The organism is Escherichia sp. Lx600-2 (assembly GCF_036662595.1).
Lineage (GTDB): Bacteria > Pseudomonadota > Gammaproteobacteria > Enterobacterales > Enterobacteriaceae > Escherichia > Escherichia coli.
This window is the reverse complement of sequence record NZ_JAYQWM010000014.1, coordinates 13,380-40,013: the sequence shown is the minus strand read 5'-3', so window position 1 is coordinate 40,013 and position 26,634 is coordinate 13,380. Positions and strand designations below refer to the sequence as shown.

Below are 26,634 nucleotides of genomic sequence, written 5' to 3'. Positions count from 1 at the left end.
AAACGCCTTATCCGGCCTACGGTTCGGCACAGATTTGTAGGCATGATAAGACGCGTCAAGCGTCGCATCAGGCATTGTGTGCCGACTGCCGGATGCGGCGTGAACGCCTTATCCGGCCTACGGTTCGGCACAAACCTGTAGGCATGATAAGACGCGACAAGCGTCGCATCAGGCATTATGCGCCGACTGCCGGATGCTGCCTACGAAGGGTAAACTACCCACTAACGCTAAACAACGCATACGTATTATTAAGCAACACTTCGGCAATCTCATCTTCTGGTTCCGGGCGCAACTCGCAAAGCACATCAAACACCCGCACAGCCTGTTCCGGTCGGTTAGGCTGCCCCTGAAAGCCGTTGAGCGGCATATCCGGCGCGTCGGTTTCCAGCAACAACGATGCCAGCGGTAATTTTGCGATGACATCGCGGGTTTTACTGGCGCGTGGATAGGTGATAGTACCGCCTACGCCGATTTTGTAGCCCAGCTGTACAAACCGTTCAGCCTGTTGCTGGCTGCCAGAAAATCCGTGGACAACACCAGCACGCGGCAAATCGTGGCGTTTAAGATGCATCGCCAGTTTGTCGTGTGTGCGCCGTGAATGCAGGATCACCGGCAGATCGTAGCGTTTCGCCAGTTTCAGTTGTTCGTCGAGTAACCACTGCTGCCTCTCAAATTGCGGATCGTCGCCGAAGAGATCCAGACCGATCTCCCCCACCGCCACCACCTTCGCCGGACGCCTTTCCAGCGCCTGCTGTAGCTGATCAAGAGACACATCGCTATGTTTTTCCAACATCCCCGGATGCAACCCCAATGCGGCATACAGCGGTTGATATTTTTCCGCTAACGCCTGCACGCGGGCAAAATTTTCCGCCTCTGTCGCCGGAACAATGATCTTGCCTACGCCCGCTTGTGCCGCGCGTTGCAGGCTGGCCTCTTCATCGCCACTAAACGGCGGGAAATCAAAATGGCAGTGGGTATCGATAAAACGGCAAATCAAGCCAGATCCTCATTGTTAAATGTCGGGTCGTTCGCCTGCGGAGCATCGCTCACTTCGGCAACCAGCGTATCGTTGGCGACTGGCGCAGGCGGAATAACGATCGATTCCGGCGTCACCACTGGCACCAGATGGCGGGTAAGCGGCGCTTTTTCAGTTAATAGCTTGCCAACCGTGGCGAGGAAATAACGACCGCATAAACGCCCAAGTTTATAGTCTTCACGCAGCGCCGGAACCCGACTGCCAAGCGCGATACTATGTAATGGCTTCGGCGGATAAATTTCGAATATCCGCAGCTTGCCCGGTGGTTTCTCAATAAATTGCTGAATGTCACGATAGCTGGTTTCATGATGCTGCACCAGATTGACCAGCGGCTGCAGGCTACTGTCACCCAGCCAGCGTTCCATGCGTTTGAACCACTGCGGCGTGTAGTACATTTGTGACGGCACAGTGCGGATGACGACCAACGTTTTAGCGCCCTGCCTTGCCGCCTCTTTAACCGGAATCGCATCACTGATCCCGCCATCCAGGTAGTTAATGCCTTCCAGCGACACTCCGCTACGATAAAAGCCAGGTATCGCACTGGAGGCGCGAATCACATCCAGCCAGTTTTGTTTGGTTGGTAAAAAGTAATTCGGCGCGTAGTCATCCTGACGACAGGCGCACATATAAAACGATTTGCCGCTGTCAAACAACCGCGCGGCGGTATCCATTTGCAACGGCATCTGGCTTGCGGTGGCCTCCACCAGCCAGTCGAGATCGATAAGATTTCCTCCACGGACAAAGCGCAATGGATCGAAAAATTCGCGTTTTGTGGTATAGCGCATGATGACTTTGCGCGCGTAACCGGGCTGATTGCAGATAAACGCCGAGAGGTTCTGCGCCCCGGCAGATGTGCCGAGATAAAGATCGAAAGGATTAAACTGCGCGCGCATAAACTCATCCAGCACGCCAGCCGTGAAAATTCCACGCTGTCCGCCGCCTTCGCACACCAGAGCTATTCGTCCAGGCTGGAACGGCCTTAGCGACAACGGCGCAATATTACCAAGCGTTACAGGTATTCGCTGCCCCACCTCTGCCTTCCTGTTTTTGTTGTGAAAGAATGACAAAGTAACGCAATTTATTATTCGCTAAAACCGCAAAAGCCAGTCCGCTGGACTGGCTTTGGATAAAATTTTCTTAATGGTCTGAAATCTAGGGTCGTTTTCGGCCCATGAACAAACTCACCAGGAACAGAATAATCCCGACGACAAAGACAATTTTAGCTGCGCCTGCAGCGGTACCGGCCAGACCACCAAACCCAAGTGCGGCGGCGATTAACGCGATAACCAGAAATATGATGCCCCAACGAAACATAAGCGTCTCCTTTACCATAGTTAATGTCACCGCTTGATATGAGCGTGAAAATCACTCAATGCGATATTTTTAGTGTGGTGCACATCGCGCCTCCCGACAAAGTTCGGGAGGACGAATTACGACGAATTACTTAGTTTTCAGATCATTTTTAACGCTTTTCACACCATCTACCGCTTTGGCGATACTTTCAGCACGGTCACTTTGTGCCTGAGAATCTACGGTACCGGAGAGCTGAACCACGCCATCGGTGGTTTCAACTTTCACATGACGGGAAGGGACGATATCGTCCGCCAGCAGTTTGGCTTTGATTTCACTGGTGGTGGCGGTGTCACCCGCGTAGCCCTTCACCGAGCCTTCTTTAGCGTCGCGAACGTGCAGTTTGTCGCTGACAGAGGTCACCCCTTCAACGCCTTTCGCCACTTTCACTGCCTCTTCGGCCTGAGCCTGGCTTTCAACGAAACCGCTCAGGGTCACGACTTTTTGATCGGTTTTTACAGAGATATCGGTGCTCTTGATGTTGTCATGATCCACCAGGGCCGCCTTCACTTTCGCGGTGATGGCGCTGTCATCCATGAAATTACCGACTTTATTCATAGAGCTATCGACTTTTTGCCCTGCGCTTTCATTGGTAGTCTGTGCGTTGTTTTCCGCGTAGGCAGAGCCGGTCGCGACGGCAGAGGTCAACATTACAGCCAGCAGAGTTTTCGAAATCTTCAGTCTTGTCATAGTCATCGATTTATTCCTGTATGTTTGCTCGTAATTTGAGCCTGGCAACACGAGGTTGCATTGCTGAATAGGGAGAGACTTCACCCTCTACAGAAGTCAATGGTCGCCATCACAAAAGCGATGGGTGATGAATAACGACCATTACAGCCTCTGAATCAGTTATTAATATCGGTAGAATGACAATCGACGGCTTTAGATACTGATATCTACGCATTGAACGGTATTTAACGCCGTCAGAAATGTCATTACTTTGTTAAATATAGATCACAATTTTGAAACCGCTCGGGATATCAGCGAAAACATAAGCAAAAGTGAATGTTTTAAGAACATTCCGTAAGCGGCTAATAAGGAAGGGAAATTGACAGGGCGCAGCGGCTACCGCGCCCTGGAGGCAAGAATTAATGCTCGCGGGTCTGGTGGAACTGAACGTCGGGATAACGTTCCTGCGCCAGGCGCAGGTTGACCATGCTGGTAGCGATGTAAGCGAGGTTATCGCCGCCATCAAGCGCCAGTTGGCTTTCGTTCTTACGCTTGAACTCTTCGAATTTCTTCGCGTCCGCACATTCTACCCAGCGGGCAGTGGCAACGTTGACTGATTCATATACTGCTTCAACGTTGTATTCGCTCTTCAGGCGCGATACCACCACATCAAACTGCAGCACACCAACAGCACCAACGATCAAATCGTTGTTGGAGATCGGACGGAACACCTGCACCGCGCCCTCTTCGGAAAGCTGTACCAGCCCTTTGAGCAGCTGTTTTTGCTTCAGCGGATCTTTCAGGCGGATACGACGGAACAGTTCTGGTGCGAAGTTCGGAATACCGGTGAACTTCATCATCTCACCCTGGGTAAAGGTGTCGCCGATCTGAATAGTGCCGTGGTTGTGCAGGCCGAGGATATCGCCCGGATACGCTTCTTCAACGTGCGAACGGTCGCCCGCCATAAAGGTCAGCGCGTCGGAGATAACCACATCTTTCGCAGTACGCACCTGGCGCAGCTTCATGCCTTTTTCATATTTACCGGATACTACGCGCATAAACGCCACGCGGTCGCGGTGTTTCGGGTCCATGTTGGCCTGAATTTTAAATACGAAGCCGGTAAATTTGTCTTCGCTCGCCTCTACGGTACGGGTATCAGTCTGACGCGGCATCGGCGCAGGGGCCCACTCCACCAGGCCATCCAGCATATGATCAACGCCGAAGTTACCCAGCGCAGTACCGAAGAATACCGGAGTGATTTCGCCCGCAAGGAACAATTCTTTGTCGAACTCGTTAGACGCGCCTTTCACCAGTTCCAGTTCGTCACGTAGCTGCTGTGCCAGATCTTCACCAACCGCAGCGTCGAGATCCGGGTTATTCAGCCCTTTAACAATACGGACTTCCTGAATCGTGTGGCCTTTACCGCTCTGATAGAGATAGGTTTCGTCTTTATAAAGGTGGTAAACGCCTTTAAACAGCTTGCCGCAGCCAATCGGCCAGGTGATCGGTGCGCAGCCGATTTTCAGCTCGTTCTCAACTTCATCGAGCAGTTCCATCGGGTCGCGGATATCACGGTCAAGTTTGTTCATAAAGGTGAGGATCGGCGTGTCGCGCAGACGGGTAACTTCCATCAGCTTACGGGTACGATCTTCAACACCTTTTGCGGCGTCGATAACCATCAGGCAGCAGTCCACCGCCGTCAGGGTACGATAGGTATCTTCCGAGAAGTCTTCGTGCCCCGGGGTGTCGAGCAGGTTAACCAGGCAATCGTGATACGGAAACTGCATCACAGACGTAGTAATGGAGATCCCACGCTGCTTTTCCATCTCCATCCAGTCCGACTTAGCGTGCTGGTTGGAACCACGGCCTTTTACTGTACCGGCGGTCTGAATGGCCTGTCCGAACAGCAGCACCTTCTCGGTGATGGTAGTCTTACCGGCGTCCGGGTGAGAAATAATGGCAAAAGTGCGGCGCTTCGCCACCTCTTGCAAATAAGGAGACAACGTCATAATTCTTTCTTCTTGAGTAAGCGGCATCGCGCCGCGCTTGTTGAAAACGAAAAATTGCGGCTATTTTACCCATCAACGGGGGGGAGGCAATCAGTGTTTACACAGGAGCTGCTCCAGTTCGTGCAACGATGAAACGGTCCAGGTGGGCGCGATGCCTTCTGGTTGCTCGCGATGGTGCGCATTCAGCCAGCAGGTCGCAAGCCCGGCGTTGATGCCACCGAGAATATCGGACTCAGCAGTGTCGCCAACCATCAGCACGCGTGAACGGTCAGGATTGCCCGCCTGTTCCAGCGCATAATCGAAAATTTTCTTATTCGGTTTAGCAACGCCAACTTCTTCGGAAATCACCAGCAAATCGAAGTAATCACGCAGGCCCGTACGTTCCAGACGCACTTGCTGCAAGGCGCTAAAGCCGTTGGTGATGATGCCGATTTTGGCGTTGCCACGAATGGCGTTAAGCAGAGAAACCGCGCCCGGCAGCGGCGTACAGATTTCCGCCATCGCATTAATAAAGGCTTCGTTGAGTTTACCCGGCTCGACGTTCAGCCGTTCGGCCCAGCTCTCAAACCGCCCGTGCTGAAGCTGTAATGAAGTGATCGCGCCGTTTTGATAATCCACCCACAGTGGCTTGTTAACGGCCTGATAGTCCTGAAAATCTTCAGCGGTAAAGGTGACGCTGTAATCAAGAAACATCCGCTGCAGGCCGGTGAATGAGTCAAAGGTAAACAGCGTTTCATCGGCATCAAAGAAAATCCAGTCCCACTTCATTATTCCACCTTGTATTACATACTGATTGGCAACGCCATGATGATGGCGTCTTCGCGACCGTCCGTGGTGGGGTAGTAATTGCGGCGAATCGTCGCCTCGTTAAAGCCTAAACTTTCGTACAGGGCAATGGCGGCAGCGTTTGAGGCACGGACTTCCAGCCATAGCGTCGCCACACCGCGTTTTTCCAGTTCGTCGATCAGATGTTCCAGCAGCGCCCTTCCCAATCCCTGACGCTGATAGTCGGGATCGACCGCAATATTGAACAATGTAGCTTCATCCAGCACCACTTGCGTAATCGCAAACGCCGCCATTTTGCCGTTTTGCGTTAACTGAAAGTTGAGATAACGCTCGCCCTGGTTGCTGGCAAAGGTTTTTTCACTCCACGGAAAGGCGTGGGCGCGTTGTTCAATGTGGTAAGCCGCCGGTAAATCAGTCGTTTCGAGGGAAGAAATCGTGTTCATATGTGCAAATCTGTTGCCATAACGCGGCGCGTGCCGTTGGGTTTGCCCGTAATTCGGTGAGCGCCGGTGATGCCACCTGAGCGCCTTCCAGTGATAGCGGTTCGTCAGTACCCAACCGCCAGCTGTTGCAGCGACTGCCTTGCGGCAGCATCGCGATTTTTTCTGGCGTCAGTTGCAGCACCTGGTCGGGGCTGACGGTTAATGCGCGCAGAACATCGCTCACTAAAGGATCAGTCAGGGCGGGAAGATCGTTTGCCACCATCACCAGACGGACGTGTGCCGGGATCGCAATGGCAATCTCCCCCTGCAACGCGCCAGGGCGACGCAGCGACCACTGGGTAATGCCCAGTTGCTGTAACTGCCAGTCTCGTCGGGATGTCATAGCGAATCGCTCCTGTTGTCAGGGGCGCAAATATAGCAAATTCGTCGATACCGCGCCAACATATGGCTATAATCGCCGCCAGTATCAATTGAGGAGCATTCCATGTCTGCATTTACCCCGGCAAGTGAAGTCTTGCTGCGTCACAGTGATGATTTCGAACAAAGCCGTATTCTGTTTGCCGGAGACTTACAGGATGACCTGCCCGCGCGTTTAGATACCGCGGCCAGCCGTGCTCATACCCAGCAATTCCACCACTGGCAGGTGTTAAGCCGCCAGATGGGGGATAACGCCCGTTTTAGTCTGGTCGCCACGGCGGATGACGTCGCAGATTGCGATACGCTGATTTACTACTGGCCGAAGAACAAACCGGAAGCCCAGTTCCAGTTGATGAATTTACTTTCTCTGCTGCCAGTGGGGACAGATATTTTTGTCGTTGGCGAGAACCGCAGCGGCGTGCGCAGCGCCGAGCAGATGCTGGCAGATTATGCGCCGTTGAATAAAGTCGACAGCGCTCGTCGCTGTGGCCTCTATTTTGGTCGTCTGGAAAAACAGCCGGTATTTGATGCCGATAAATTCTGGGGCGAATACAGCGTCGATGGCCTGACGGTCAAAACGCTGCCTGGCGTGTTTAGCCGCGACGGTCTGGATGTCGGTAGCCAGTTGCTGCTCTCGACGTTAACTCCGCACACGAAAGGTAAAGTGCTGGATGTCGGCTGTGGCGCGGGTGTGCTTTCAGTTGCCTTTGCGCGCCATTCGCCGAAAATCCGTCTCACCTTGTGCGATGTCTCTGCCCCGGCGGTAGAAGCCAGCCGCGCGACGCTTGCAGCCAACGGTGTTGAAGGTGAAGTCTTTGCCAGCAACGTCTTTTCCGAGGTGAAAGGTCGTTTTGATATGATCATCTCCAACCCGCCGTTCCACGATGGGATGCAAACCAGCCTGGATGCGGCGCAAACGCTGATTCGCGGTGCTGTGCGTCATCTTAATAGCGGCGGCGAGCTGCGAATTGTAGCGAACGCCTTCCTGCCTTATCCGGACGTGCTGGATGAGACATTTGGCTTCCATGAAGTTATCGCGCAAACCGGGCGCTTCAAGGTGTATCGCGCCATTATGACCCGCCAGGCGAAGAAAGGTTAAGTATCCCGCCGCAAGCCTTGCCGGATGCGGCGTAAACGCCTTATCCGACATACCAAACCTGCACGTTAGCCCTTGTAGGCCAGATAAGACGCGCCAGCGTCGCATCTGGCATCTGCCCCCGAATGCCGTGTCGGATGCGGCGTGAACGCCTTATCCGACCTACAAACGAATTATCCACAATCCGCTGATGGCCATTTTTCCAGCAATTACACCTCCGGCGATAATTAACTATTGACGAAAAGCTGAAAACCACTAGAATGCGCCTCCGTGGTAGCAATTCTTTTTAAGAATTGATGGTATGCGAAGGTGGCGGAATTGGTAGACGCGCTAGCTTCAGGTGTTAGTGTCCTTACGGACGTGGGGGTTCAAGTCCCCCCCCTCGCACCAAAAACCACGTTGATATTGCTCGCACTGGGCGAAGGTGGCGGAATTGGTAGACGCGCTAGCTTCAGGTGTTAGTGTTCTTACGGACGTGGGGGTTCAAGTCCCCCCCCTCGCACCAAACGAGGCGATATCAAAAAAGTAAGATGACTGTGCGAAGGTGGCGGAATTGGTAGACGCGCTAGCTTCAGGTGTTAGTGTCCTTACGGACGTGGGGGTTCAAGTCCCCCCCCTCGCACCAATTATCTTTACTTCCTTTCTTGTTTCTTCCTTGATTTTTCATCCCTGATTCAAATTCATTAGCATCAGCATGATGCCAGCACTAAGCGCCAGGCACGATGGTAGCAAAATGTAATGCCGTAACTGTTTGTGATACAGCATCACCGGCGTCAATATCAATCCCATCAGAATGACAATCCGCCACTGATCCGGCGATAAATCCGCATACATCAGCCCTGCAATCAGCAATCCCGGCAGCAACACTCCCCAGCCACTGCCCAGCGTACGTTGCAACATGGTTTCATCTCTTTCATTGATAATGATAACCGATATCATATGATAATTTTTATCATTTGCAAGCCAGAGAAATCCCTTGCTATCGGGTAAACCTATCGCTAGGATTAGCAATCATTATCATTTAGATTACTATCACGATTATGGCCTATCGTTCCGCACCGCTCTATGAAGATATCATCTGGCGAACGCATCTCCAGCCACAGGATGCTGGGCTTGCACAAGCCGTACGTGCGACGATCGCCGAACATCGTGAACATTTGCTGGAGTTTATCCGCCTGGATGAACCCGCTCCGCTTAACGCCATGACGCTGGCGCAATGGTCATCACCGAATGCGCTAAGTTCTCTACTCGCGGTCTATTCCGATCATATCTATCGCAACCAACCAACGATGATCCGCGAGAACAAACCGCTGATCTCACTATGGGCACAATGGTATATCGGCCTGATGGTGCCACCATTAATGCTGGCGCTACTGACGCAGGAAAAAGCATTAGATGTGTCGCCGGAACATTTCCATGCTGAGTTTCACGAAACCGGCCGTGCCGCCTGTTTCTGGGTCGATGTGTGTGAAGATAAAAACGCAACACCACATTCGCCGCAGCAGCGAATGGAAACGTTAATCAGCCAGGCGCTGGTTCCGGTTGTGCAGGCACTAGAAGCGACCGGAGAGATCAACGGCAAACTTATCTGGAGTAATACCGGTTATTTGATCAACTGGTATCTCACTGAGATGAAGCAACTGCTCGGCGAGGCGACGGTTGAATCGCTGCGCCATGCCATCTTTTTTGAGAAAACGCTCACGAACGGTGAAGATAATCCACTCTGGCGTACCGTGGTACTGCGCGACGGCCTGCTGGTGCGCCGCACTTGCTGCCAGCGTTATCGCTTACCGGATGTGCAGCAATGTGGCGATTGTACGCTGAAATGAAAGCACTGCCGGGGAAGTAAACCCGGCATCATGCGGATTAATAGGGATGCAACACATTACTTGCTTCGCAATGCCGCATACATAACAGAATATCTGCGGCCTCCAACAATCCTGCATCAGAACTGACGCCCAGTTTCGACATCACATTAAATTTATGCGCGCGGATCGTTTTGATATTGCGTTTAAGCTGCTCGGCAATTTGTGTCATTGAGTAGCCACGCGACATAAAGCGCAATATTTCTCTCTCCGTCGGGCTTAGCGTCCGGCTTTGGTTAATGTACCACTGATTGTTCAGTCGGTCGGTCGCCTGACGTACACCATTTAATGACAAAAAGAGTTCCTGATGAAAAATCTCCAGCGTTGACGCTTTACTTAATACACCGTCCAGCGGTGATGGCGACAATGAACCAATCAGCCGAGCTTCAATATCATCATCCGCAATAACTAAACGCCGGGTACGCGGAAACTTAATCGCCAGTTCAGTCAGGCAAGATAATCCCTCTCTGCGCTCACTTCTCATGGCAGAAAAAGAAAAAATGACCGCCGCAAACGAGATCCGCGACATGGCATCCTGAAATGACTCCTGACTGGTATAGGTATGGAGCTTATAAGGGGTGCCCGCAAACTTTCTGAATAAACTCTCAATACCGATACTACTCATGACGCATTTTTCTATGAGTGCGACATTTCTCTTCTTAATTCGGCTGTGTTCCATTCTGCGGCATCTCCATAAACAGAAGGCAAGTTAAGTTCTCTTGCACCCTGCGCGCTATTTATCCATGCATACATTTCAGCGTTGCTGTGAATTGCCAGTCGACGCATCGCACTGTTTTTTTGGGCGCTGATAGTTTTATTACTTTTCTTAAGCAATGAAGCTATCTGGTTGATGCCCCATCCTTTACCTAATAGCCGCAGTACCTTGCGCTCTGAAAGAGTGAGAATGACGGAGCGATAGCTAAAATCATGAGTTTCAGTCATTGCCGGGGAGGTCAGCATGGCGCTGATACGCTCTGCGTGCGTATTGCCGGAACGTACGGTCTTGACCAGATTCTCAATGGGTTCAACATCAGACAATAACGTCGCCGTAGGGCACATGAGCAGTTCTACTGCCTGGGAATACCAGGAGCGTGACACCATGAAAACCCAGTGAATTTCCCGATATTGTGAGATTAAAGAATAATAATGTTCACAAACAGAACGTGGATCTTCACTTTCACCGGCTAAATCAGCAATGACTAATCCGGAACGACGTAATTGTAATAAGGTAAGGTCCTCCGCAGAGGCGCTGGATATTATTTCATATTCAGGGAAGTGAGTCCTCATGGCCTCTTTTAACCCTGCTTGCATAACAGGTATTTTACTGATAACAATTCCATTTTTGCAGCATCCTGGCAACATATTTCCTCCACATCCACTGCCTAAAAATTATGATGGTTTATTCAGGATATTCATTCCTTAAATGTTTCCAGCAAATTAATAGATTAAGCGAATAAATTATCCTTAGCATTCACTTTCATATCAGCATACTCCTGCTGCACAACAACTCCACTGCATGTGTCAGAAGGTTAGCATCAAATGATAACCTGGTGAAATAGCCTGGAGACATTTAAAATATCTACATTAAGTTGTTAGGAATACTTAATGAAAAACAGAAATCACATTCATTTAATTTATAATTAAATGATATCCCTTCCCGCAGAATGAAAAATCACACAACCAATATTTATTCAATGAAATCTGATGATTTTAACTTGTTAACATTAAAAAACGTGCCCGGTTATCTATTATTCTGGTTCGTAAAGGACAAACAATAAATTCATTATGGTGATAATATTCATGTGATAGTTTGTTTGCGACGAGAGATAATTCGCTTTTTATCACCGAGCTTGTCCCGATAACCAGGATTAATCAGCGCAATTTTGATCTTAACCTACCGCAAAACAACCGTGCTTCATGATACAAATGGATTCTCATTATCTGAACAATACGCAGCACGTCTATGACAAAGGGCGAGTTATGCAAACTGAGCAACAGCGAGCCGTAACACGGCTTTGTATCCAGTGTGGATTATTTCTTTTGCAACATGGTGCGGAAAGCGCGTTGGTTGATGAGCTTTCCTCACGACTGGGTCGGGCGTTGGGGATGGACAGCGTCGAAAGTTCTATCTCTTCGAACGCCATAGTGCTGACAACCATTAAAGATGGGCAATGCCTGACATCGACACGTAAAAATCACGATCGCGGCATTAATATGCATGTGGTGACTGAAGTCCAGCACATTGTGATTCTGGCGGAGCACCATCTGCTGGATTACAAAGGCGTAGAGAAACGATTTAGCCAAATTCAGCCATTACGTTACCCAAGATGGCTGGTAGCCTTAATGGTTGGCCTTTCTTGCGCCTGTTTCTGCAAACTCAATAAAGGTGGCTGGGATGGTGCCGTCATCACCTTCTTTGCCAGTACGGCCGCGATGTATATCCGCCAGCTGCTGGCACAACGTCATCTTCATCCGCAGATCAACTTTTGCCTCACCGCTTTCGCCGCCACCACCATTTCCGGATTGCTTTTGCAACTTCCCACTTTCAGCAATACACCCACTATCGCGATGGCCGCCAGCGTTCTGCTGCTGGTGCCGGGATTTCCGTTGATTAATGCCGTCGCCGATATGTTTAAAGGCCACATCAATACCGGACTGGCACGCTGGGCGATCGCCAGTCTGCTGACACTGGCTACCTGCGTCGGCGTAGTGATGGCACTGACGATTTGGGGGCTACGCGGATGGGTGTGATCGAATTTCTGTTAGCGTTGGCGCAGGATATGATCCTCGCCGCCATTCCTGCGGTCGGCTTTGCGATGGTGTTCAACGTTCCCGTTCGGGCGTTACGCTGGTGTGCGCTGCTTGGCGCGATTGGTCATGGTTCACGAATGATCTTAATGACCAGCGGGCTGAATATTGAGTGGTCAACTTTTATGGCTTCTATGCTGGTCGGCACCATTGGTATTCAATGGTCGCGCTGGTATCTGGCGCATCCGAAAGTGTTTACCGTGGCGGCCGTTATCCCTATGTTCCCGGGCATATCGGCTTATACCGCAATGATTTCGGCGGTAAAAATCAGCCAGTTAGGTTACAGCGAACCGTTGATGATTACCCTGTTAACCAACTTTCTTACAGCTTCATCGATTGTTGGTGCGTTATCCATCGGTCTTTCCATTCCTGGATTATGGTTGTACCGCAAGCGCCCTCGCGTATAAAATTGCCTCGCTTAAGCACACGGATGAGAGACAGCCTCCTCTCCTCCGTGTGTTACTATAAAAGTTATCTCCCTTCTCGTTCATCGTTCCATATTTGAGAAACAGTATGTCTTCCAGAGTTTTGACCCCGGACGTCGTTGGTATTGACGCCCTGGTACACGATCACCAAACCGTTCTGGCAAAAGCTGAAGGCGGTGTGGTTGCCGTATTTGCTAACAATGCCCCGGCGTTTTATGCCGTCACGCCTGCACGCCTGGCTGAACTGCTGGCGCTGGAAGAAAAGCTGGCGCGTCCGGGAAGCGATGTCGCTCTGGACGATCAACTCTATCAGGAACCGCAAGCCGCTCCCGTTGCTGTCCCCATGGGGAAATTCGCCATGTATCCGGACTGGCAACCCGATGCCGACTTTATCCGCCTGGCGGCGCTATGGGGCGTGGCGCTAAGAGAGCCGGTGACCACCGAAGAACTGGCCTCATTCATTGCCTACTGGCAGGCGGAAGGTAAAGTCTTTCACCATGTGCAGTGGCAACAAAAACTGGCGCGCAGCCTGCAAATCGGTCGTGCCAGCAACGGCGGACTGCCGAAACGAGATGTGAATACGGTCAGCGAACCTGACAGCCAAATTCCACCAGGATTCAGAGGGTAACGATGAAAAACGTTGGCGACCTGATGCAACGCCTGCAAAAAATGATGCCTGCCCATATCAAACCTGCATTCAAAACGGGTGAAGAGTTACTGGCCTGGCAGAAAGAACAAGGGGCGATCCGCTCCGCCGCTCTCGAACGTGAAAATCGGGCGATGAAAATGCAGCGCACCTTTAACCGCTCCGGTATTCGTCCACTGCATCAGAACTGCTCCTTTGAGAACTATCGCGTTGAGTGTGAAGGGCAGATGAATGCGTTAAGCAAAGCGCGCCAGTATGTCGAAGAGTTTGACGGCAACATCGCCAGCTTCATCTTTTCTGGTAAGCCAGGAACCGGCAAAAACCATCTGGCGGCGGCAATCTGCAACGAGCTGCTGCTACGCGGTAAATCCGTATTGATCATCACCGTGGCCGATATTATGTCGGCGATGAAAGATACCTTCAGGAATAGCGGTACCAGTGAAGAACAACTGCTTAACGATCTGAGCAACGTTGATCTGCTGGTGATCGATGAGATCGGCGTGCAGACCGAATCGAAATACGAAAAAGTGATCATCAACCAGATCGTCGATCGCCGCTCTTCTTCCAAACGCCCAACCGGGATGCTGACCAACAGTAATATGGAAGAGATGACCAAGTTGCTGGGCGAACGCGTGATGGACCGTATGCGCCTGGGTAACAGTTTGTGGGTGATCTTCAACTGGGATAGCTACCGTAGCCGGGTAACAGGTAAAGAGTATTAATCCCCGTTTCTGGCGGTATACTGCGACACAATTCCACCTTGAGTAATGATGATGAAAACTGTTAAACATCTTCTGTGCTGTGCCATTGCCGCCAGCGCATTAATTTCCACCGGGGTGCATGCTGCGTCCTGGAAAGATGCGCTCTCCAGCGCCGCCAGCGAACTTGGCAACCAAAACAGCACGACACAGGAAGGCGGTTGGTCGCTCGCGTCATTAACTAACTTGCTTAGCAGCGGAAACCAGGCCTTAAGCGCAGATAACATGAACAATGCCGCAGGCATTCTGCAATACTGCGCGAAGCAAAAGCTGGCGTCGGTAACCGATGCCGAAAACATCAAGAATCAGGTACTGGAAAAACTGGGCCTGAACAGTGAAGAGCAAAAAGAAGACACCAACTATCTGGATGGCATTCAGGGTTTGCTGAAAACTAAAGATGGTCAGCAACTCAATCTGGATAATATCGGAACGACTCCGCTGGCAGAAAAGGTGAAAACCAAAGCCTGCGATCTGGTGTTAAAGCAGGGGCTGAACTTCATTTCCTGAACCGCGAAACGCCGCGTTTTAGCTGTTACCCGGCTGACGCGGCTCTCTCCTGCCCTTTTCCCTGCTCCTGGACGGTTTTCCCCCTGTTACACGGGAAGCGACCGTAATCAAAAAAGTCTGTTTATAAACTAATTCCTAACAACATCGCATTTTTTTGACACTAGAATTGCAGCAATATGGCGACGCCATTACATTGTGCTTCTCAAAAAGCTTAAACGTTGGCTAAACGGCCCGGTTTAGTGAGGATCGCCCGTTGTCAGAACTACTCTCTTTCGCCCTTTTTCTCGCCTCTGTGCTGATTTACGCATGGAAAGCGGGACGTAACACCTGGTGGTTTGCAGCCACGTTAACGGTGCTGGGGCTATTTGTCGTTTTAAATATCACCCTGTTTGCCAGCGACTATTTTACTGGCGATGGTATTAACGACGCGGTTCTCTATACCTTAACCAACAGCCTGACCGGTGCTGGTGTCAGCAAATACATTCTTCCGGGTATCGGCATTGTGCTGGGGCTGACGGCGGTGTTCGGTGCGCTGGGCTGGATCCTGCGCCGTCGTCGCCATCATCCGCACCATTTTGGTTACAGCCTGCTGGCACTCTTACTGGCGCTGGGTTCAGTGGATGCCAGCCCGGCATTTCGTCAGATAACGGAACTGGTGAAATCCCAGTCACGCGATGGCGACCCGGACTTTGCGGCTTATTATAAAGAGCCGTCGAAAACTATCCCTGACCCGAAACTCAACCTGGTTTATATCTACGGCGAAAGTCTCGAGCGGACCTATTTTGATAACGAAGCTTTCCCGGATCTCACGCCTGAACTGGGCGCGTTGAAAAATGAAGGCCTGGATTTCAGCCACACGCAGCAGCTGCCAGGAACGGATTACACGATTGCGGGCATGGTGGCTTCTCAGTGCGGCATACCGCTGTTTGCCCCCTTTGAAGGCAACGCCTCCGCCTCTGTCTCCAGCTTCTTCCCGCAGAACATCTGTCTGGGCGATATCCTGAAAAACTCGGGTTATCAGAACTATTTCGTGCAGGGCGCGAATCTGCGTTTTGCCGGTAAAGATGTGTTCCTGAAGTCGCATGGCTTCGACCACTTATACGGCTCAGAAGAGCTGAAAAGCGTGGTGGCCGACCCGCACTATCGCAACGACTGGGGATTCTACGACGATACCGTTCTCGATGAAGCGTGGAAAAAGTTTGAAGAGCTTTCCCGCTCAGGTCAGCGATTCTCACTGTTTACCCTGACAGTCGATACCCATCACCCGGATGGTTTTATCTCGCGTACCTGTAACCGCAAAAAATATGATTTTGACGGTAAGCCGAACCAGTCATTCAGCGCGGTAAGTTGCAGCCAGGAGAATATCGCGGCGTTTATCAACAAAATCAAAGCGTCACCGTGGTTTAAAGATACCGTCATCGTCGTCTCTTCTGACCATTTAGCGATGAACAACACGGCGTGGAAATACCTTAATAAGCAGGATCGCAATAACCTGTTTTTTGTCATTCGTGGCGACAAGCCGCAGCAAGAGACGCTGGCAGTGAAGCGTAACACGATGGATAACGGCGCGACGGTGCTGGACATTCTCGGTGGCGATAACTATCTCGGACTTGGTCGTAGCAGTTTATCCGGGCAGTCAATGTCGGAAATCTTCCTCAATATCAAAGAGAAAACATTGGCGTGGAAGCCGGATATCATCCGCCTGTGGAAATTCCCTAAAGAGATGAAAGAGTTCACCATCGACCAGCAGAAAAACATGATTGCCTTCTCGGGTAGCCATTTCCGTTTGCCACTGCTGTTGCGGGTTTCAGACAAACGCGTGGAACCGCTGCCGGAAAGCGAATACTCAGCACCGCTGCGTTTCCAGCTGGCCGATTTCGCTCCACGCGACAATTTCGTCTGGGTTGACCGTTGCTATAAGATGGCACAACTCTGGGCTCCGGAACTGGCACTCTCCACCGACTGGTGTGTCTCGCAAGGGCAGCTTGGCGGTCAGCAAATTGTTCAGCATGTTGACAAAACAACATGGCAGGGCAAAACGGCATTTAAAGATACGGTCATCGACATGGCGCGTTATAAAGGCAATGTCGATACGCTGAAAATTGTTGATAACGATATTCGCTACAAAGCCGACAGTTTCATCTTCAACGTCGCCGGTGCGCCAGAAGAGGTGAAACAGTTTAGTGGGATTTCCCGTCCAGAGTCGTGGGGCCGCTGGTCCAACGCGCAGCTGGGCGATGAAGTAAAAATCGAGTACAAGCATCCGCTGCCGAAGAAATTTGACCTGGTGATTACCGCCAAAGCATACGGCAATAACGCCAGCCGTCCTATTCCGGTACGCGTAGGCAATGAAGAACAAACTCTTGTGCTGGGCAATGAAGTGACCACCACCACACTGCATTTCGATAACCCAACCGATGCCGACACACTGGTAATTGTGCCGCCGGAACCTGTCTCAACCAACGAAGGGAATATCCTCGGACACTCTCCGCGTAAGCTCGGGATCGGCATGGTGGAAATTAAAGTTGTGGAACGTGAAGGGTAATTTCTGACTGATGTGTAGGTCGCATAAGGTGCGACCTACACATCTTCTCCGGCCTACAAAACATCATTGAGAAACAGAAAAAAAACAGCGCCCAACACTTCCCCGGACGCTGCATGGCAACTTTAATAATCTCGCCTTATCAGAAAGTAATTACACCCTTAATCAACTCACGATTGTTAATCACATCGCGCTCGTAGGTTTCTGCCAGCGTGGCGAACGGATAGCGATGGGTTAACATCATGTCGGCAGTGATTTTTCCTTCCGCCATCAGTCGACCGACTTTAGCAAAATCTTCCGGCGTGGCGTTGCGGCTGCCCATCATCGTCGTTTCTTTTTTATGGAATTCCGGATCGGAGAACTGCAACTCACCTTTAAACAGGCCGACAAATACCACCGTGCCGCCGTGACGAATCAAATTCACGGTGTTATTCATCGCATGTTGATTACCTGTCGCGTCGATCACTTTCTGCGCCAGCGAACCACCAAACTGCGCCCGTAGCTGCGCGTCAAAATCTTCGGCTGACGGGTCCAGTAAAGGTAATTCCAGACGCGTTGCCACATGTTCACGGCGCGCCGGACTGGTATCCGCCACCACCACCTGTGCGCCATCGGCTTTAGCGATTGCCGCCGCGCCCAGACCGATTGGCCCCGCCCCGACCACCAGCACCTGCTCGCCGGGAGCAATGGCTGCGCGACGCACCGCATGAGCGCTAATAGCGAAAGGTTCAATCAATGCTGCCGCCTGCGGGTCAATACCGTCTGCGGGCAAAATGTTCGCCACCGGCACGCTCAAATACTCACTAAAACCGCCATCCTGATGCACGCCAATGACTGAAATTTTTTCACAGCAATTGGTACGCCCGCTTTTACACGCCGGGCATTGCTGACAGGCAACATAAGGGATCACAGCAACTTGCTGACCATTTTTAAGATCAGCAATATTTTTACCCAGCCCAACAATCTCCCCACATATTTCATGGCCTAAAACACGTGGATAACTAAAAAATGGTTGATTTCCACCCCAGGCATGAATATCGGTACCACAAATCCCGACAGACTTAATTTTTATTAATGCTTCATTGTCACCCGGAATAGGTATCTCGCGTTGTTTCCAGACTAATTCTTTCGGCTGCTGGCAAATTAAAACATTCATCGTAGACATGATTCGGCTCTCCATTTTTTGTTGCCTTAGATATCAATAAAAATGAAAAATGGCAGCGGAACGGAAAATCTGTTTTGTGAAAACACACGCATAAAAATGTTTTAAATCGGGTTTTAATGGACTCACAAGGAGGAAAATATGAGTCGTTCACAAAATTTACGCCACAATGTGATTAACCAGGTCATTGATGATATGGTGCGGGGTCATATCCCTTCCCCACTTCCATCGCAAAGTGCGCTGGCGGAAATGTACAACATCAGCCGCACTACAGTGCGTCATATTCTCAGCCACTTACGCGAATGCGGCGTCTTAACGCAGGTTGGAAACGACTATGTGATTGCGCGTAAACCTGACCATGATGACGGTTTCGCCTGTACTACCGCTTCAATGAGTGAACAAAACAAAGTGTTTGAGCAGGCTTTTTTCACGATGATAAACCAGCGCCAGTTACGCCCTGGGGAAACTTTTTCTGAACTGCAACTGGCTCGGGCCGCGGGTGTCAGCCCGGTTGTAGTAAGAGAATATCTTTTAAAATTCGGCCGTTATAATCTTATTCAAAGCGAAAAGCGCGGCCAGTGGAGCATGAAGCAATTCGATCAATCCTACGCCGAGCAGCTGTTTGAACTACGCGAAATGCTCGAAACACATTCACTTCAGCACTTTCTCAACCTGCCTGATCATGATCCCCGCTGGCTGCAGGCGAAAACCATGCTCGAACGTCATCGGCTACTGCGTGACAACATCGGCAATAGCTTTCGCATGTTCTCGCAACTTGACAGAGATTTTCACTCCTTACTGCTTTCAGCTGCCGACAATATCTTTTTTGATCAATCTCTTGAGATCATCTCAGTCATCTTTCATTTTCACTATCAATGGGACGAAAGCGATCTTAAACAGCGCAATATCATTGCCGTCGATGAGCATATGACCATTCTCAGCGCTCTGATTTGCCGCAGTGACCTTGATGCCACCCTTGCGCTCCGTAACCATTTGAATTCAGCTAAACAATCAATGATTCGATCCATTAATGAGAACACGCGTTATGCTCATTAAGTACGGATTAAAAACAGCAAACTATTAGCGGTGCACGGTTTTATCAAAAGATAAATACCGGGAAATTCCCGCTTACCTATGCTCACAATCAGTCGACTAAAAATGTTTTTGTGAGCGGTAGTAAAGTCCTAAAACTTTAACCTGCCGTTAATGTCAACCTTGCGTAATGCACAATTACGTAAACAATTAAAATTATAAATACAGGAGTCCGGCGTGGAAAAAGAAAATATCACCCTCGATCCGCGTTCTTCATTTACTCCATCTTCGTCGGCAGATATTCCCGTGCCACCAGATGGATTAGTTCAACGCAGTACCCGAATTAAACGCATTCAAACCACCGCCATGTTGTTATTATTTTTTGCGGCGGTAATCAATTATCTCGACCGCAGTTCGCTGTCGGTAGCAAATTTAACGATTCGTGAAGAATTGGGATTAAGTGCCACCGAAATCGGCGCTTTGCTCTCCGTGTTTTCACTCGCTTACGGGATTGCGCAACTTCCTTGCGGCCCACTATTGGATCGTAAAGGCCCACGCCTGATGCTGGGACTGGGGATGTTCTTCTGGTCACTGTTCCAGGCCATGTCTGGCATGGTGCACAGCTTTACGCAGTTCGTGTTGGTGCGTATCGGTATGGGGATTGGTGAAGCGCCGATGAACCCATGTGGCGTAAAAGTCATTAACGACTGGTTCAACATCAAAGAGCGCGGACGCCCGATGGGCTTCTTCAACGCAGCTTCTACCATTGGCGTTGCCGTAAGCCCACCGATTCTGGCGGCGATGATGCTGGTGATGGGCTGGCGTGGGATGTTTATTACCATTGGTGTGCTGGGGATTTTTCTCGCCATTGGCTGGTATATGCTCTATCGCAACCGCGAGCACGTAGAACTGACTGCCGTTGAACAAGCTTATCTCAATGCAGGTAGCGTCAATGCCCGCCGAGATCCGCTCAGTTTTGCCGAATGGCGCAGCCTGTTCCGTAACCGCACAATGTGGGGAATGATGCTCGGATTCAGTGGCATCAACTACACTGCGTGGCTGTATCTGGCCTGGCTTCCTGGTTACCTGCAAACAGCCTATAACCTGGATTTAAAAAGCACAGGGTTGATGGCGGCTATCCCTTTCCTGTTTGGGGCTGCCGGGATGCTGGTCAACGGTTACGTTACTGACTGGCTGGTCAAAGGGGGAATGGCTCCGATTAAAAGCCGTAAGATCTGCATTATTGCCGGGATGTTCTGTTCTGCCGCCTTTACGCTGGTCGTACCGCAAGCGACAACATCCATGACGGCGGTTCTGCTGATTGGCATGGCACTGTTCTGTATTCACTTTGCCGGAACATCCTGCTGGGGCTTGATCCACGTCGCAGTTGCTTCTCGCATGACGGCGTCGGTGGGCAGTATCCAGAACTTTGCCAGCTTCATCTGCGCCTCTTTTGCGCCGATCATTACTGGTTTTATTGTTGATACCACCCACTCATTCCGTCTGGCACTAATCATCTGCGGTTGCGTCACCGCAGCGGGAGCACTGGCGTACATCTTCCTGGTTCGTCAGCCGATCAACGACCCGCGTAAAGATTAAACTCCCTATGCCCGATAACATTTTGCTTATCGGGCATTTTTATGGCGATTAAAACGTTTCCCAGTTCTCCCCGCTATCTGCCACTGCCATTTTACGCGGCGTAGCTGGCGTCACGTTTTTTACCACAGCCGATGTTTCACGCTGCTGTTGCTGCTGTTGCTGAATCCGGAACACTGCCACAGCTTCGGTCAGGCGACTGGCCTGCTCTTCCAGCGCGGCGGCGGCAGCGGCAGATTCTTCCACCAGCGCAGCGTTCTGTTGAGTTACCCGGTCCATCTCAGCAACCGCTAAGCCAACCTGATCGATACCACGGCTCTGCTCATCAGAAGCAGAAGCAATTTCGCCCATAATGTCCGTCACGCGGGTCACGGCACTGACAATCTCCGCCATTGTTTCCCCTGCGCTTTCGACCAGCGTAGAGCCAACATCTACTTTCCCCACCGAGTCTTCAATCAGGCTTTTAATTTCACGAGCCGCCTGAGCGCTGCGCTGGGCCAGATTACGCACTTCACCCGCGACCACCGCAAAACCGCGCCCTTGCTCACCCGCGCGCGCTGCTTCAACCGCCGCGTTCAAAGCCAGAATATTGGTCTGGAAGGCAATGCCGTCAATTACGCTGATAATATCGGCGATTTTCTGCGAACTGGTGGAGATATCGCGCATAGTCTGCACCACGTTATCTACCACTTTGCCGCCGCGTTGCGCCGTTTCAGAAGCACTTAACGCCAGGTGGCTGGCCTGGCGCGCATTTTCGGCGTTCTGTTTCACCGTTGCGGTCAGTTGCTCCATGCTGGCTGCCGTCTCTTCCAGCGAAGCGGCCTGTTGCTCGGTGCGCGAAGAGAGATCGTTATTGCCGGTAGCGATTTCGCTGGCACCGCTATAGATGGCATTGGCCCCGTTGCGCACATCACCGACGGTACGCATCAGCTCTCCCTGCATATGGCGCAAACTCTCTGCCAGTTGCCCCATCTCATTAGAGCCATCCACCTCAATCGGTTTCACCAGATCGCCGCCTGCAATATGACGAATGCTGTCAATCAGGCGATTCATTGGCGCTACCAACGAGGCTTTAATACCGAACCAGACGGCGAAGATGACTGCCAGTACGACGATCATCACGCCCACCAGAATCCACATCGCCTGGCTGTAGGAGGCATTATTATCGCTGACGGCGATATCATAGAGCCGATCGTTTTGCTCCATGTAAGCCACATACTGCTTCTCGAAACCGTCCTGATATCCCTGGGTCGGCTGATCAAAGAACTCGTTGATTTTGCCTGCACCTAACAGTTGGATCAGCTCCGCCAGCGCATTGTGATAAATATCGTAATTACGTTTGATCTCTGCCGCTGCGGCGGTGCTCTGACGCGGGTCACGCGGCAACGCTTCGTAATCCGCCCAGTTTTTTTCCGCCTGTTTCAGCGAAATACTGGCACTCTCCATCAGCTCAGCAACGGTTGAACCGCTACCAATATTATTCTGATCCATCATGTAGCGGATACCCGCGCGGTTGAGGGTGTTACGCGTCTGCAACAACGCGACCCAGCTGCCATTCAGCGTGGATTGCTGCTGGCGAATGGTTTGTAAAACAGTGAAATTTTCTTTGTCATTCTTTAAGGCATTAAAGAACAGACCGCCTGATGTCAGTTGTAAAAGGCCAAAAACGGCCAAAACCAGCAGTAAGCTGGTCACAATTTTGATACGTTTTAACATGGTTTCTCTTTCCTGTGGACCGATGCAAGATTTTCGGCCAGGAAAGGAAAAACTTTATGAATATCCCGCGGAGATTACGCCGAGTAATTTTATTCACACTCTGAATTTAAAAAGCCATTATTTACATAAATTACTCACAATATAAATATGTGATATGAATCACATATTTATCGTCACTTAAACGACGCCTTTGCCGCTCAACCGCAAAACTGACCGCTTACATCCCTAAAATAACCACTCAGTTATTTACCTTACTTTACGCGCGCGTAACTCTGGCAACATCACTACAGGATAGCGGTCAATTTACCTCCTCAAACGCAACGCAAACCTAGAACGGCTTCGGCCAACTATTAATCAATACATGCCAGGTTTTACTATGGATACTAAAAAGATATTCAAGCACATACCCTGGGTGATTCTCGGAATCATCGGTGCATTCTGCCTCGCGGTAGTTGCATTACGTCGGGGGGAGCACGTCAGCGCCCTGTGGATCGTGGTCGCCTCTGTGTCGGTGTATCTGGTGGCGTATCGCTACTACAGTCTGTACATCGCCCAGAAGGTGATGAAACTCGACCCCACGCGCGCGACGCCTGCGGTTATTAACAACGACGGTCTGAACTACGTTCCGACCAACCGTTACGTGTTGTTTGGTCACCACTTCGCCGCTATCGCCGGTGCTGGTCCGCTGGTGGGTCCGGTTCTCGCCGCGCAGATGGGCTACCTGCCTGGCACGCTGTGGCTGCTGGCGGGGGTCGTGCTGGCCGGTGCGGTTCAGGACTTTATGGTGCTGTTTATCTCCTCTCGCCGTAATGGCGCATCTCTTGGTGAGATGATCAAAGAAGAGATGGGACCAGTACCGGGGACTATCGCGCTGTTTGGCTGTTTCTTAATCATGATCATCATCCTCGCCGTCCTGGCGCTGATTGTGGTTAAAGCCCTGGCCGAAAGTCCGTGGGGTGTCTTCACCGTTTGCTCAACCGTACCGATTGCGCTGTTTATGGGTATCTACATGCGCTTTATCCGTCCGGGGCGTGTGGGTGAAGTCTCTGTCATTGGTATCGTGCTGCTGGTTGCCTCTATCTACTTCGGTGGCGTGATTGCTCACGATCCGTACTGGGGTCCGGCACTGACCTTTAAAGACACCACCATTACCTTCGCGCTGATTGGCTATGCGTTTGTTTCCGCACTGCTGCCGGTGTGGCTGATCCTCGCACCGCGCGACTATCTGGCAACCTTCCTGAAAATCGGCGTTATCGTCGGCCTGGCGCTGGGTATCGTGGTGCTGAACCCGGAACTGAAAATGCCTGCGATGACCCAGTACATTGACGGTACTGGCCCGCTGTGGAAAGGCGCTCTGTTCCCGTTCCTGTTCATCACCATCGCCTGTGGTGCGGTATCTGGCTTCCACGCGCTGATCTCTTCCGGTACGACGCCGAAACTGCTGGCTAACGAAACCGACGCGCGTTTCATTGGCTACGGCGCAATGCTGATGGAGTCCTTCGTGGCGATTATGGCGCTGGTTGCTGCGTCCATCATCGAACCGGGTCTTTACTTCGCGATGAATACCCCGCCTGCGGGCCTTGGCATCACCATGCCTAACCTGCATGAAATGGGTGGCGAGAACGCGCCGATCATCATGGCGCAGCTGAAAGACGTTACCGCACACGCGGCGGCGACCGTCAGCTCCTGGGGCTTCGTGATTTCGCCAGAGCAGATCCTGCAAACCGCGAAAGACATTGGTGAGCCTTCTGTCCTGAACCGTGCAGGTGGTGCGCCGACGCTGGCGGTAGGTATCGCTCATGTGTTCCACAAAGTGCTGCCGATGGCTGACATGGGCTTCTGGTATCACTTCGGTATTCTGTTCGAAGCCCTGTTCATCCTGACCGCGCTGGATGCGGGTACCCGTTCTGGCCGCTTTATGCTGCAAGACCTGCTGGGTAACTTCATCCCATTCCTGAAAAAAACCGACTCTCTGGTTGCCGGTATCATCGGTACTGCGGGCTGTGTGGGTCTGTGGGGCTACCTGCTGTATCAGGGCGTGGTCGATCCGCTGGGCGGCGTTAAGAGCCTGTGGCCGCTGTTCGGTATCTCCAACCAGATGCTGGCAGCCGTAGCGCTGGTACTGGGCACCGTTGTGCTGATTAAGATGAAGCGCACCCAATACATCTGGGTAACTGTTGTTCCGGCTGTATGGCTGCTTATCTGCACCACCTGGGCGCTGGGTCTGAAACTGTTCAGCACCAACCCGCAGATGGAAGGCTTCTTCTACATGGCAAGCCAGTACAAAGAGAAGATTGCTAACGGTACTGACCTGACGGCGCAGCAGATTGCCAACATGAACCACATCGTTGTGAACAACTACACCAACGCGGGCCTGAGTATTCTGTTCCTGATTGTGGTGTACAGCATCATCTTCTACGGTTTCAAAACCTGGCTTGCGGTGCGTAACAGCGACAAACGTACTGACAAAGAAACACCGTACGTTCCAATCCCGGAAGGCGGCGTGAAGATCTCTTCGCACCACTAACCGTGTTTAGCCCCGCTTCGGCGGGGCTTTGTTCTTATCAGAGTGAACTATGTTTGGTAACTTAGGACAGGCAAAAAAATATCTCGGCCAGGCGGCAAAGATGTTGATTGGCATTCCAGACTACGACAACTACGTCGAGCATATGAAGACCAACCATCCCGACAAGCCGTACATGAGCTATGAAGAATTCTTCCGCGAACGCCAGAACGCGCGCTACGGCGGCGATGGTAAAGGCGGTATGCGCTGTTGTTAATGGAGAGAGCATGAACCCGATTGCAGTTACCCTACTCACCGGTTTTTTAGGCGCGGGAAAAACCACCCTGCTGCGCCATATTCTTAACGAACAACACGGCTACAAGATTGCCGTGATTGAAAACGAATTCGGCGAAGTCTCCGTTGATGATCAACTAATTGGCGACCGCGCCACGCAGATCAAAACGCTGACCAACGGCTGCATCTGCTGTTCGCGCTCCAACGAGCTGGAAGACGCACTACTCGACCTGCTGGATAATCTCGACAAGGGCAATATTCAGTTTGACCGTCTGGTCATTGAATGCACCGGCATGGCCGATCCCGGCCCGATTATTCAGACCTTTTTCTCCCATGAGATTTTATGCCAGCGTTACCTGCTGGACGGTGTGATTGCGCTGGTGGATGCGGTACATGCCGACGAGCAGATGAACCAGTTCACCATCGCCCAGTCCCAGGTTGGCTACGCCGACCGTATTCTGCTGACCAAAACCGACGTCGCAGGCGAAGCAGAAAAACTGCGTGAACGCCTGGCGCGCATCAACGCCCGTGCACCGGTCTACACCGTCACCCACGGCGACATCGACCTGGGCCTGCTGTTCAACACCAACGGTTTTATGCTGGAAGAGAACGTCGTCAGCACCAAACCGCGTTTCCACTTTATCGCGGATAAACAAAACGATATTTCGTCGATTGTGGTGGAACTGGATTACCCGGTAGATATCAGCGAAGTTTCCCGGGTGATGGAAAACCTGCTTCTGGAATCGGCAGATAAACTGCTGCGTTACAAAGGGATGCTGTGGATTGACGGCGAACCTAACCGCCTGCTGTTCCAGGGCGTCCAGCGCCTCTACAGCGCCGACTGGGACCGCCCGTGGGGCGATGAAAAACCGCATAGCACAATGGTGTTTATCGGGATTCAGTTGCCGGAGGAAGAGATTCGGGCAGCGTTTGCGGGGTTGAGGAAGTAATTTTGGATGATGGCCGCCATGTGG

26 protein-coding genes and 3 tRNA genes are annotated in these 26,634 nt (G+C 51.4%); 16 read left to right on the top strand and 13 right to left on the bottom strand.

The features are described from left to right. Positions 1 to 214 precede the first annotated feature (214 nt). The 8 genes from OQV04_RS07625 to holD form a co-directional block, all read right to left on the bottom strand. Positions 215 to 997 (bottom strand): metal-dependent hydrolase, encoded by a 783-nt coding sequence (locus OQV04_RS07625; RefSeq protein WP_000563060.1) that lies wholly within the window; start codon positions 995 to 997, stop codon positions 215 to 217. Further along, on the bottom strand, positions 994 to 2,067 hold the full coding sequence (locus tag OQV04_RS07620) for a patatin-like phospholipase family protein (RefSeq protein ID WP_001543400.1): 1,074 nt from the start codon (positions 2,065 to 2,067) through the stop codon (positions 994 to 996). The genes OQV04_RS07625 and OQV04_RS07620 overlap by 4 nt, the downstream gene beginning before the upstream one ends. 121 nt (positions 2,068 to 2,188) lie before the next feature. Next, a complete protein-coding gene (locus OQV04_RS07615) occupies positions 2,189 to 2,350 on the bottom strand; it encodes a DUF1328 domain-containing protein (protein ID WP_000490275.1) in 162 nt (53 codons plus the stop codon). 126 nt (positions 2,351 to 2,476) lie between these two features. Beyond that, on the bottom strand, positions 2,477 to 3,082 hold the full coding sequence (osmY, locus tag OQV04_RS07610) for a molecular chaperone OsmY (protein ID WP_001295748.1): 606 nt from the start codon (positions 3,080 to 3,082) through the stop codon (positions 2,477 to 2,479). 392 nt (positions 3,083 to 3,474) lie between these two features. Next, positions 3,475 to 5,064 carry a peptide chain release factor 3 gene (prfC, locus tag OQV04_RS07605; RefSeq protein ID WP_000175943.1) on the bottom strand — a complete coding sequence of 530 codons (1,590 nt, stop codon included), beginning with the start codon at positions 5,062 to 5,064 and terminating at the stop codon, positions 3,475 to 3,477. Positions 5,065 to 5,154: 90 nt separating this feature from the next. Next, a complete protein-coding gene (gene yjjG / locus OQV04_RS07600; RefSeq protein ID WP_000870710.1) occupies positions 5,155 to 5,832 on the bottom strand; it encodes a pyrimidine 5'-nucleotidase in 678 nt (225 codons plus the stop codon). A gap of 14 nt (positions 5,833 to 5,846) precedes the next feature. Then, positions 5,847 to 6,293, bottom strand: a complete 447-nt coding sequence (rimI, locus tag OQV04_RS07595) for a ribosomal protein S18-alanine N-acetyltransferase (RefSeq protein ID WP_001092461.1) — start codon at positions 6,291 to 6,293, stop codon at positions 5,847 to 5,849. Next, complete coding sequence (gene holD / locus OQV04_RS07590) at positions 6,262 to 6,675, bottom strand: DNA polymerase III subunit psi (protein ID WP_000204018.1); 414 nt, start codon at positions 6,673 to 6,675, stop codon at positions 6,262 to 6,264. The genes rimI and holD overlap by 32 nt, the downstream gene beginning before the upstream one ends. A 102-nt stretch (positions 6,676 to 6,777) precedes the next feature. On the opposite strand from holD, the gene rsmC reads away from it, so the two are divergent. The 4 genes from rsmC (at position 6,778) to OQV04_RS07570 (ending at position 8,431) form a co-directional block, all read left to right on the top strand. Further along, complete coding sequence (rsmC, locus tag OQV04_RS07585; protein ID WP_001272323.1) at positions 6,778 to 7,809, top strand: 16S rRNA (guanine(1207)-N(2))-methyltransferase RsmC; 1,032 nt, start codon at positions 6,778 to 6,780, stop codon at positions 7,807 to 7,809. 300 nt (positions 7,810 to 8,109) lie between these two features. Then, positions 8,110 to 8,196, top strand: a tRNA-Leu gene (locus tag OQV04_RS07580). A 28-nt stretch (positions 8,197 to 8,224) separates the two neighbouring features. Next, positions 8,225 to 8,311, top strand: a tRNA-Leu gene (locus OQV04_RS07575). 33 nt (positions 8,312 to 8,344) lie between these two features. Continuing rightward, positions 8,345 to 8,431 (top strand) — tRNA-Leu (locus OQV04_RS07570). Between the two features lie 38 nt (positions 8,432 to 8,469). On the opposite strand, the gene OQV04_RS07565 is transcribed toward OQV04_RS07570, so the two are convergent. Beyond that, a complete protein-coding gene (locus tag OQV04_RS07565; RefSeq protein ID WP_001360092.1) occupies positions 8,470 to 8,706 on the bottom strand; it encodes a DUF1435 domain-containing protein in 237 nt (78 codons plus the stop codon). A 140-nt stretch (positions 8,707 to 8,846) separates the two neighbouring features. Here OQV04_RS07565 and fhuF point away from each other — a divergent pair, with 140 nt between their 5' ends. Then, positions 8,847 to 9,635, top strand: a complete 789-nt coding sequence (gene fhuF, locus OQV04_RS07560) for a siderophore-iron reductase FhuF (protein ID WP_000331550.1) — start codon at positions 8,847 to 8,849, stop codon at positions 9,633 to 9,635. Positions 9,636 to 9,672: 37 nt separating this feature from the next. On the opposite strand, the gene bglJ is transcribed toward fhuF, so the two are convergent. Together bglJ and OQV04_RS07550 are read right to left on the bottom strand one after the other, a co-directional pair. Continuing rightward, positions 9,673 to 10,350: a DNA-binding transcriptional activator BglJ gene (gene bglJ / locus OQV04_RS07555; RefSeq protein ID WP_004020501.1), complete on the bottom strand. Its 678-nt coding sequence runs from the start codon at positions 10,348 to 10,350 to the stop codon at positions 9,673 to 9,675. Continuing rightward, entirely contained in the window at positions 10,308 to 11,033 is a 726-nt protein-coding gene (locus OQV04_RS07550) for a helix-turn-helix domain-containing protein (RefSeq protein ID WP_032282076.1), read from the bottom strand. Before OQV04_RS07550 ends, bglJ begins: the two co-directional genes overlap by 43 nt. Before the next feature lie 618 nt (positions 11,034 to 11,651). Between OQV04_RS07550 and OQV04_RS07545 the strand changes: the two genes are divergently transcribed. From OQV04_RS07545 to opgB, 6 genes are all read left to right on the top strand, one after another. After that, positions 11,652 to 12,422 carry a threonine/serine ThrE exporter family protein gene (locus OQV04_RS07545; protein WP_001340933.1) on the top strand — a complete coding sequence of 257 codons (771 nt, stop codon included), beginning with the start codon at positions 11,652 to 11,654 and terminating at the stop codon, positions 12,420 to 12,422. After that, positions 12,413 to 12,886, top strand: coding sequence for a threonine/serine exporter (locus tag OQV04_RS07540; RefSeq protein WP_000538188.1), 474 nt, complete (start codon positions 12,413 to 12,415; stop codon positions 12,884 to 12,886). Before OQV04_RS07545 ends, OQV04_RS07540 begins: the two co-directional genes overlap by 10 nt. Before the next feature lie 106 nt (positions 12,887 to 12,992). After that, a complete protein-coding gene (dnaT, locus tag OQV04_RS07535; RefSeq protein WP_000098818.1) occupies positions 12,993 to 13,532 on the top strand; it encodes a primosomal protein DnaT in 540 nt (179 codons plus the stop codon). 2 nt (positions 13,533 to 13,534) lie between these two features. Continuing rightward, positions 13,535 to 14,272, top strand: a complete 738-nt coding sequence (gene dnaC, locus OQV04_RS07530; RefSeq protein ID WP_000799911.1) for a DNA replication protein DnaC — start codon at positions 13,535 to 13,537, stop codon at positions 14,270 to 14,272. A 48-nt stretch (positions 14,273 to 14,320) separates the two neighbouring features. After that, complete coding sequence (gene yjjA, locus OQV04_RS07525; RefSeq protein ID WP_001308243.1) at positions 14,321 to 14,815, top strand: DUF2501 domain-containing protein YjjA; 495 nt, start codon at positions 14,321 to 14,323, stop codon at positions 14,813 to 14,815. A 253-nt stretch (positions 14,816 to 15,068) separates the two neighbouring features. Next, positions 15,069 to 17,360, top strand: a complete 2,292-nt coding sequence (gene opgB / locus OQV04_RS07520) for a phosphatidylglycerol--membrane-oligosaccharide glycerophosphotransferase (protein ID WP_001292661.1) — start codon at positions 15,069 to 15,071, stop codon at positions 17,358 to 17,360. 139 nt (positions 17,361 to 17,499) lie between these two features. On the opposite strand, the gene lgoD is transcribed toward opgB, so the two are convergent. Next, positions 17,500 to 18,522, bottom strand: a complete 1,023-nt coding sequence (gene lgoD / locus OQV04_RS07515; protein WP_000106030.1) for an L-galactonate oxidoreductase — start codon at positions 18,520 to 18,522, stop codon at positions 17,500 to 17,502. Between the two features lie 138 nt (positions 18,523 to 18,660). Here lgoD and OQV04_RS07510 point away from each other — a divergent pair, with 138 nt between their 5' ends. Both OQV04_RS07510 and OQV04_RS07505 read left to right on the top strand, forming a co-directional pair. Then, positions 18,661 to 19,575: a GntR family transcriptional regulator gene (locus OQV04_RS07510; RefSeq protein WP_000091587.1), complete on the top strand. Its 915-nt coding sequence runs from the start codon at positions 18,661 to 18,663 to the stop codon at positions 19,573 to 19,575. 213 nt (positions 19,576 to 19,788) lie between these two features. After that, positions 19,789 to 21,150 (top strand): MFS transporter, encoded by a 1,362-nt coding sequence (locus OQV04_RS07505; protein WP_000410144.1) that lies wholly within the window; start codon positions 19,789 to 19,791, stop codon positions 21,148 to 21,150. Between the two features lie 48 nt (positions 21,151 to 21,198). Here the strand turns inward: OQV04_RS07505 and tsr are convergent, their stop codons facing one another. Further along, a complete protein-coding gene (gene tsr, locus OQV04_RS07500) occupies positions 21,199 to 22,863 on the bottom strand; it encodes a methyl-accepting chemotaxis protein (protein WP_000919537.1) in 1,665 nt (554 codons plus the stop codon). A gap of 376 nt (positions 22,864 to 23,239) precedes the next feature. Between tsr and btsT the strand changes: the two genes are divergently transcribed. From btsT to yjiA, 3 genes are read left to right on the top strand one after another with little or no spacing between them, the layout of a single operon-like run. Next, on the top strand, positions 23,240 to 25,390 hold the full coding sequence (btsT, locus tag OQV04_RS07495) for a pyruvate/proton symporter BtsT (RefSeq protein ID WP_001295524.1): 2,151 nt from the start codon (positions 23,240 to 23,242) through the stop codon (positions 25,388 to 25,390). Positions 25,391 to 25,439: 49 nt separating this feature from the next. Continuing rightward, positions 25,440 to 25,643, top strand: a complete 204-nt coding sequence (locus OQV04_RS07490; RefSeq protein WP_000467859.1) for a YbdD/YjiX family protein — start codon at positions 25,440 to 25,442, stop codon at positions 25,641 to 25,643. A gap of 10 nt (positions 25,644 to 25,653) precedes the next feature. Further along, the gene (gene yjiA / locus OQV04_RS07485) at positions 25,654 to 26,610 is read left to right on the top strand and encodes a GTPase (protein ID WP_001297640.1); all 957 of its coding nucleotides are present in this window, start codon (positions 25,654 to 25,656) and stop codon (positions 26,608 to 26,610) included. Positions 26,611 to 26,634: the final 24 nt, after the last annotated feature.

Bases quoted from the DNA above. Each gene is read 5' to 3' on its own strand.
- OQV04_RS07615 (WP_000490275.1), bottom strand. From the start codon at position 2,350: ATGTTTCGTTGGGGCATCATATTTCTGGTTATCGCGTTAATCGCCGCC.
- osmY (WP_001295748.1), bottom strand. From the start codon at position 3,082: ATGACTATGACAAGACTGAAGATTTCGAAAACTCTGCTGGCTGTAATG.
- prfC (WP_000175943.1), bottom strand. From the start codon at position 5,064: ATGACGTTGTCTCCTTATTTGCAAGAGGTGGCGAAGCGCCGCACTTTT.
- yjjG (WP_000870710.1), bottom strand. From the start codon at position 5,832: ATGAAGTGGGACTGGATTTTCTTTGATGCCGATGAAACGCTGTTTACC.
- rimI (WP_001092461.1), bottom strand. From the start codon at position 6,293: ATGAACACGATTTCTTCCCTCGAAACGACTGATTTACCGGCGGCTTAC.
- holD (WP_000204018.1), bottom strand. From the start codon at position 6,675: ATGACATCCCGACGAGACTGGCAGTTACAGCAACTGGGCATTACCCAG.
- rsmC (WP_001272323.1), top strand. From the start codon at position 6,778: ATGTCTGCATTTACCCCGGCAAGTGAAGTCTTGCTGCGTCACAGTGAT.
- OQV04_RS07565 (WP_001360092.1), bottom strand. From the start codon at position 8,706: ATGTTGCAACGTACGCTGGGCAGTGGCTGGGGAGTGTTGCTGCCGGGA.
- fhuF (WP_000331550.1), top strand. From the start codon at position 8,847: ATGGCCTATCGTTCCGCACCGCTCTATGAAGATATCATCTGGCGAACG.
- bglJ (WP_004020501.1), bottom strand. From the start codon at position 10,350: ATGGAACACAGCCGAATTAAGAAGAGAAATGTCGCACTCATAGAAAAA.
- OQV04_RS07550 (WP_032282076.1), bottom strand. From the start codon at position 11,033: ATGTTGCCAGGATGCTGCAAAAATGGAATTGTTATCAGTAAAATACCT.
- OQV04_RS07545 (WP_001340933.1), top strand. From the start codon at position 11,652: ATGCAAACTGAGCAACAGCGAGCCGTAACACGGCTTTGTATCCAGTGT.
- OQV04_RS07540 (WP_000538188.1), top strand. From the start codon at position 12,413: ATGGGTGTGATCGAATTTCTGTTAGCGTTGGCGCAGGATATGATCCTC.
- dnaT (WP_000098818.1), top strand. From the start codon at position 12,993: ATGTCTTCCAGAGTTTTGACCCCGGACGTCGTTGGTATTGACGCCCTG.
- dnaC (WP_000799911.1), top strand. From the start codon at position 13,535: ATGAAAAACGTTGGCGACCTGATGCAACGCCTGCAAAAAATGATGCCT.
- yjjA (WP_001308243.1), top strand. From the start codon at position 14,321: ATGATGAAAACTGTTAAACATCTTCTGTGCTGTGCCATTGCCGCCAGC.
- lgoD (WP_000106030.1), bottom strand. From the start codon at position 18,522: ATGTCTACGATGAATGTTTTAATTTGCCAGCAGCCGAAAGAATTAGTC.
- OQV04_RS07510 (WP_000091587.1), top strand. From the start codon at position 18,661: ATGAGTCGTTCACAAAATTTACGCCACAATGTGATTAACCAGGTCATT.
- tsr (WP_000919537.1), bottom strand. From the start codon at position 22,863: ATGTTAAAACGTATCAAAATTGTGACCAGCTTACTGCTGGTTTTGGCC.
- btsT (WP_001295524.1), top strand. From the start codon at position 23,240: ATGGATACTAAAAAGATATTCAAGCACATACCCTGGGTGATTCTCGGA.
- OQV04_RS07490 (WP_000467859.1), top strand. From the start codon at position 25,440: ATGTTTGGTAACTTAGGACAGGCAAAAAAATATCTCGGCCAGGCGGCA.
- yjiA (WP_001297640.1), top strand. From the start codon at position 25,654: ATGAACCCGATTGCAGTTACCCTACTCACCGGTTTTTTAGGCGCGGGA.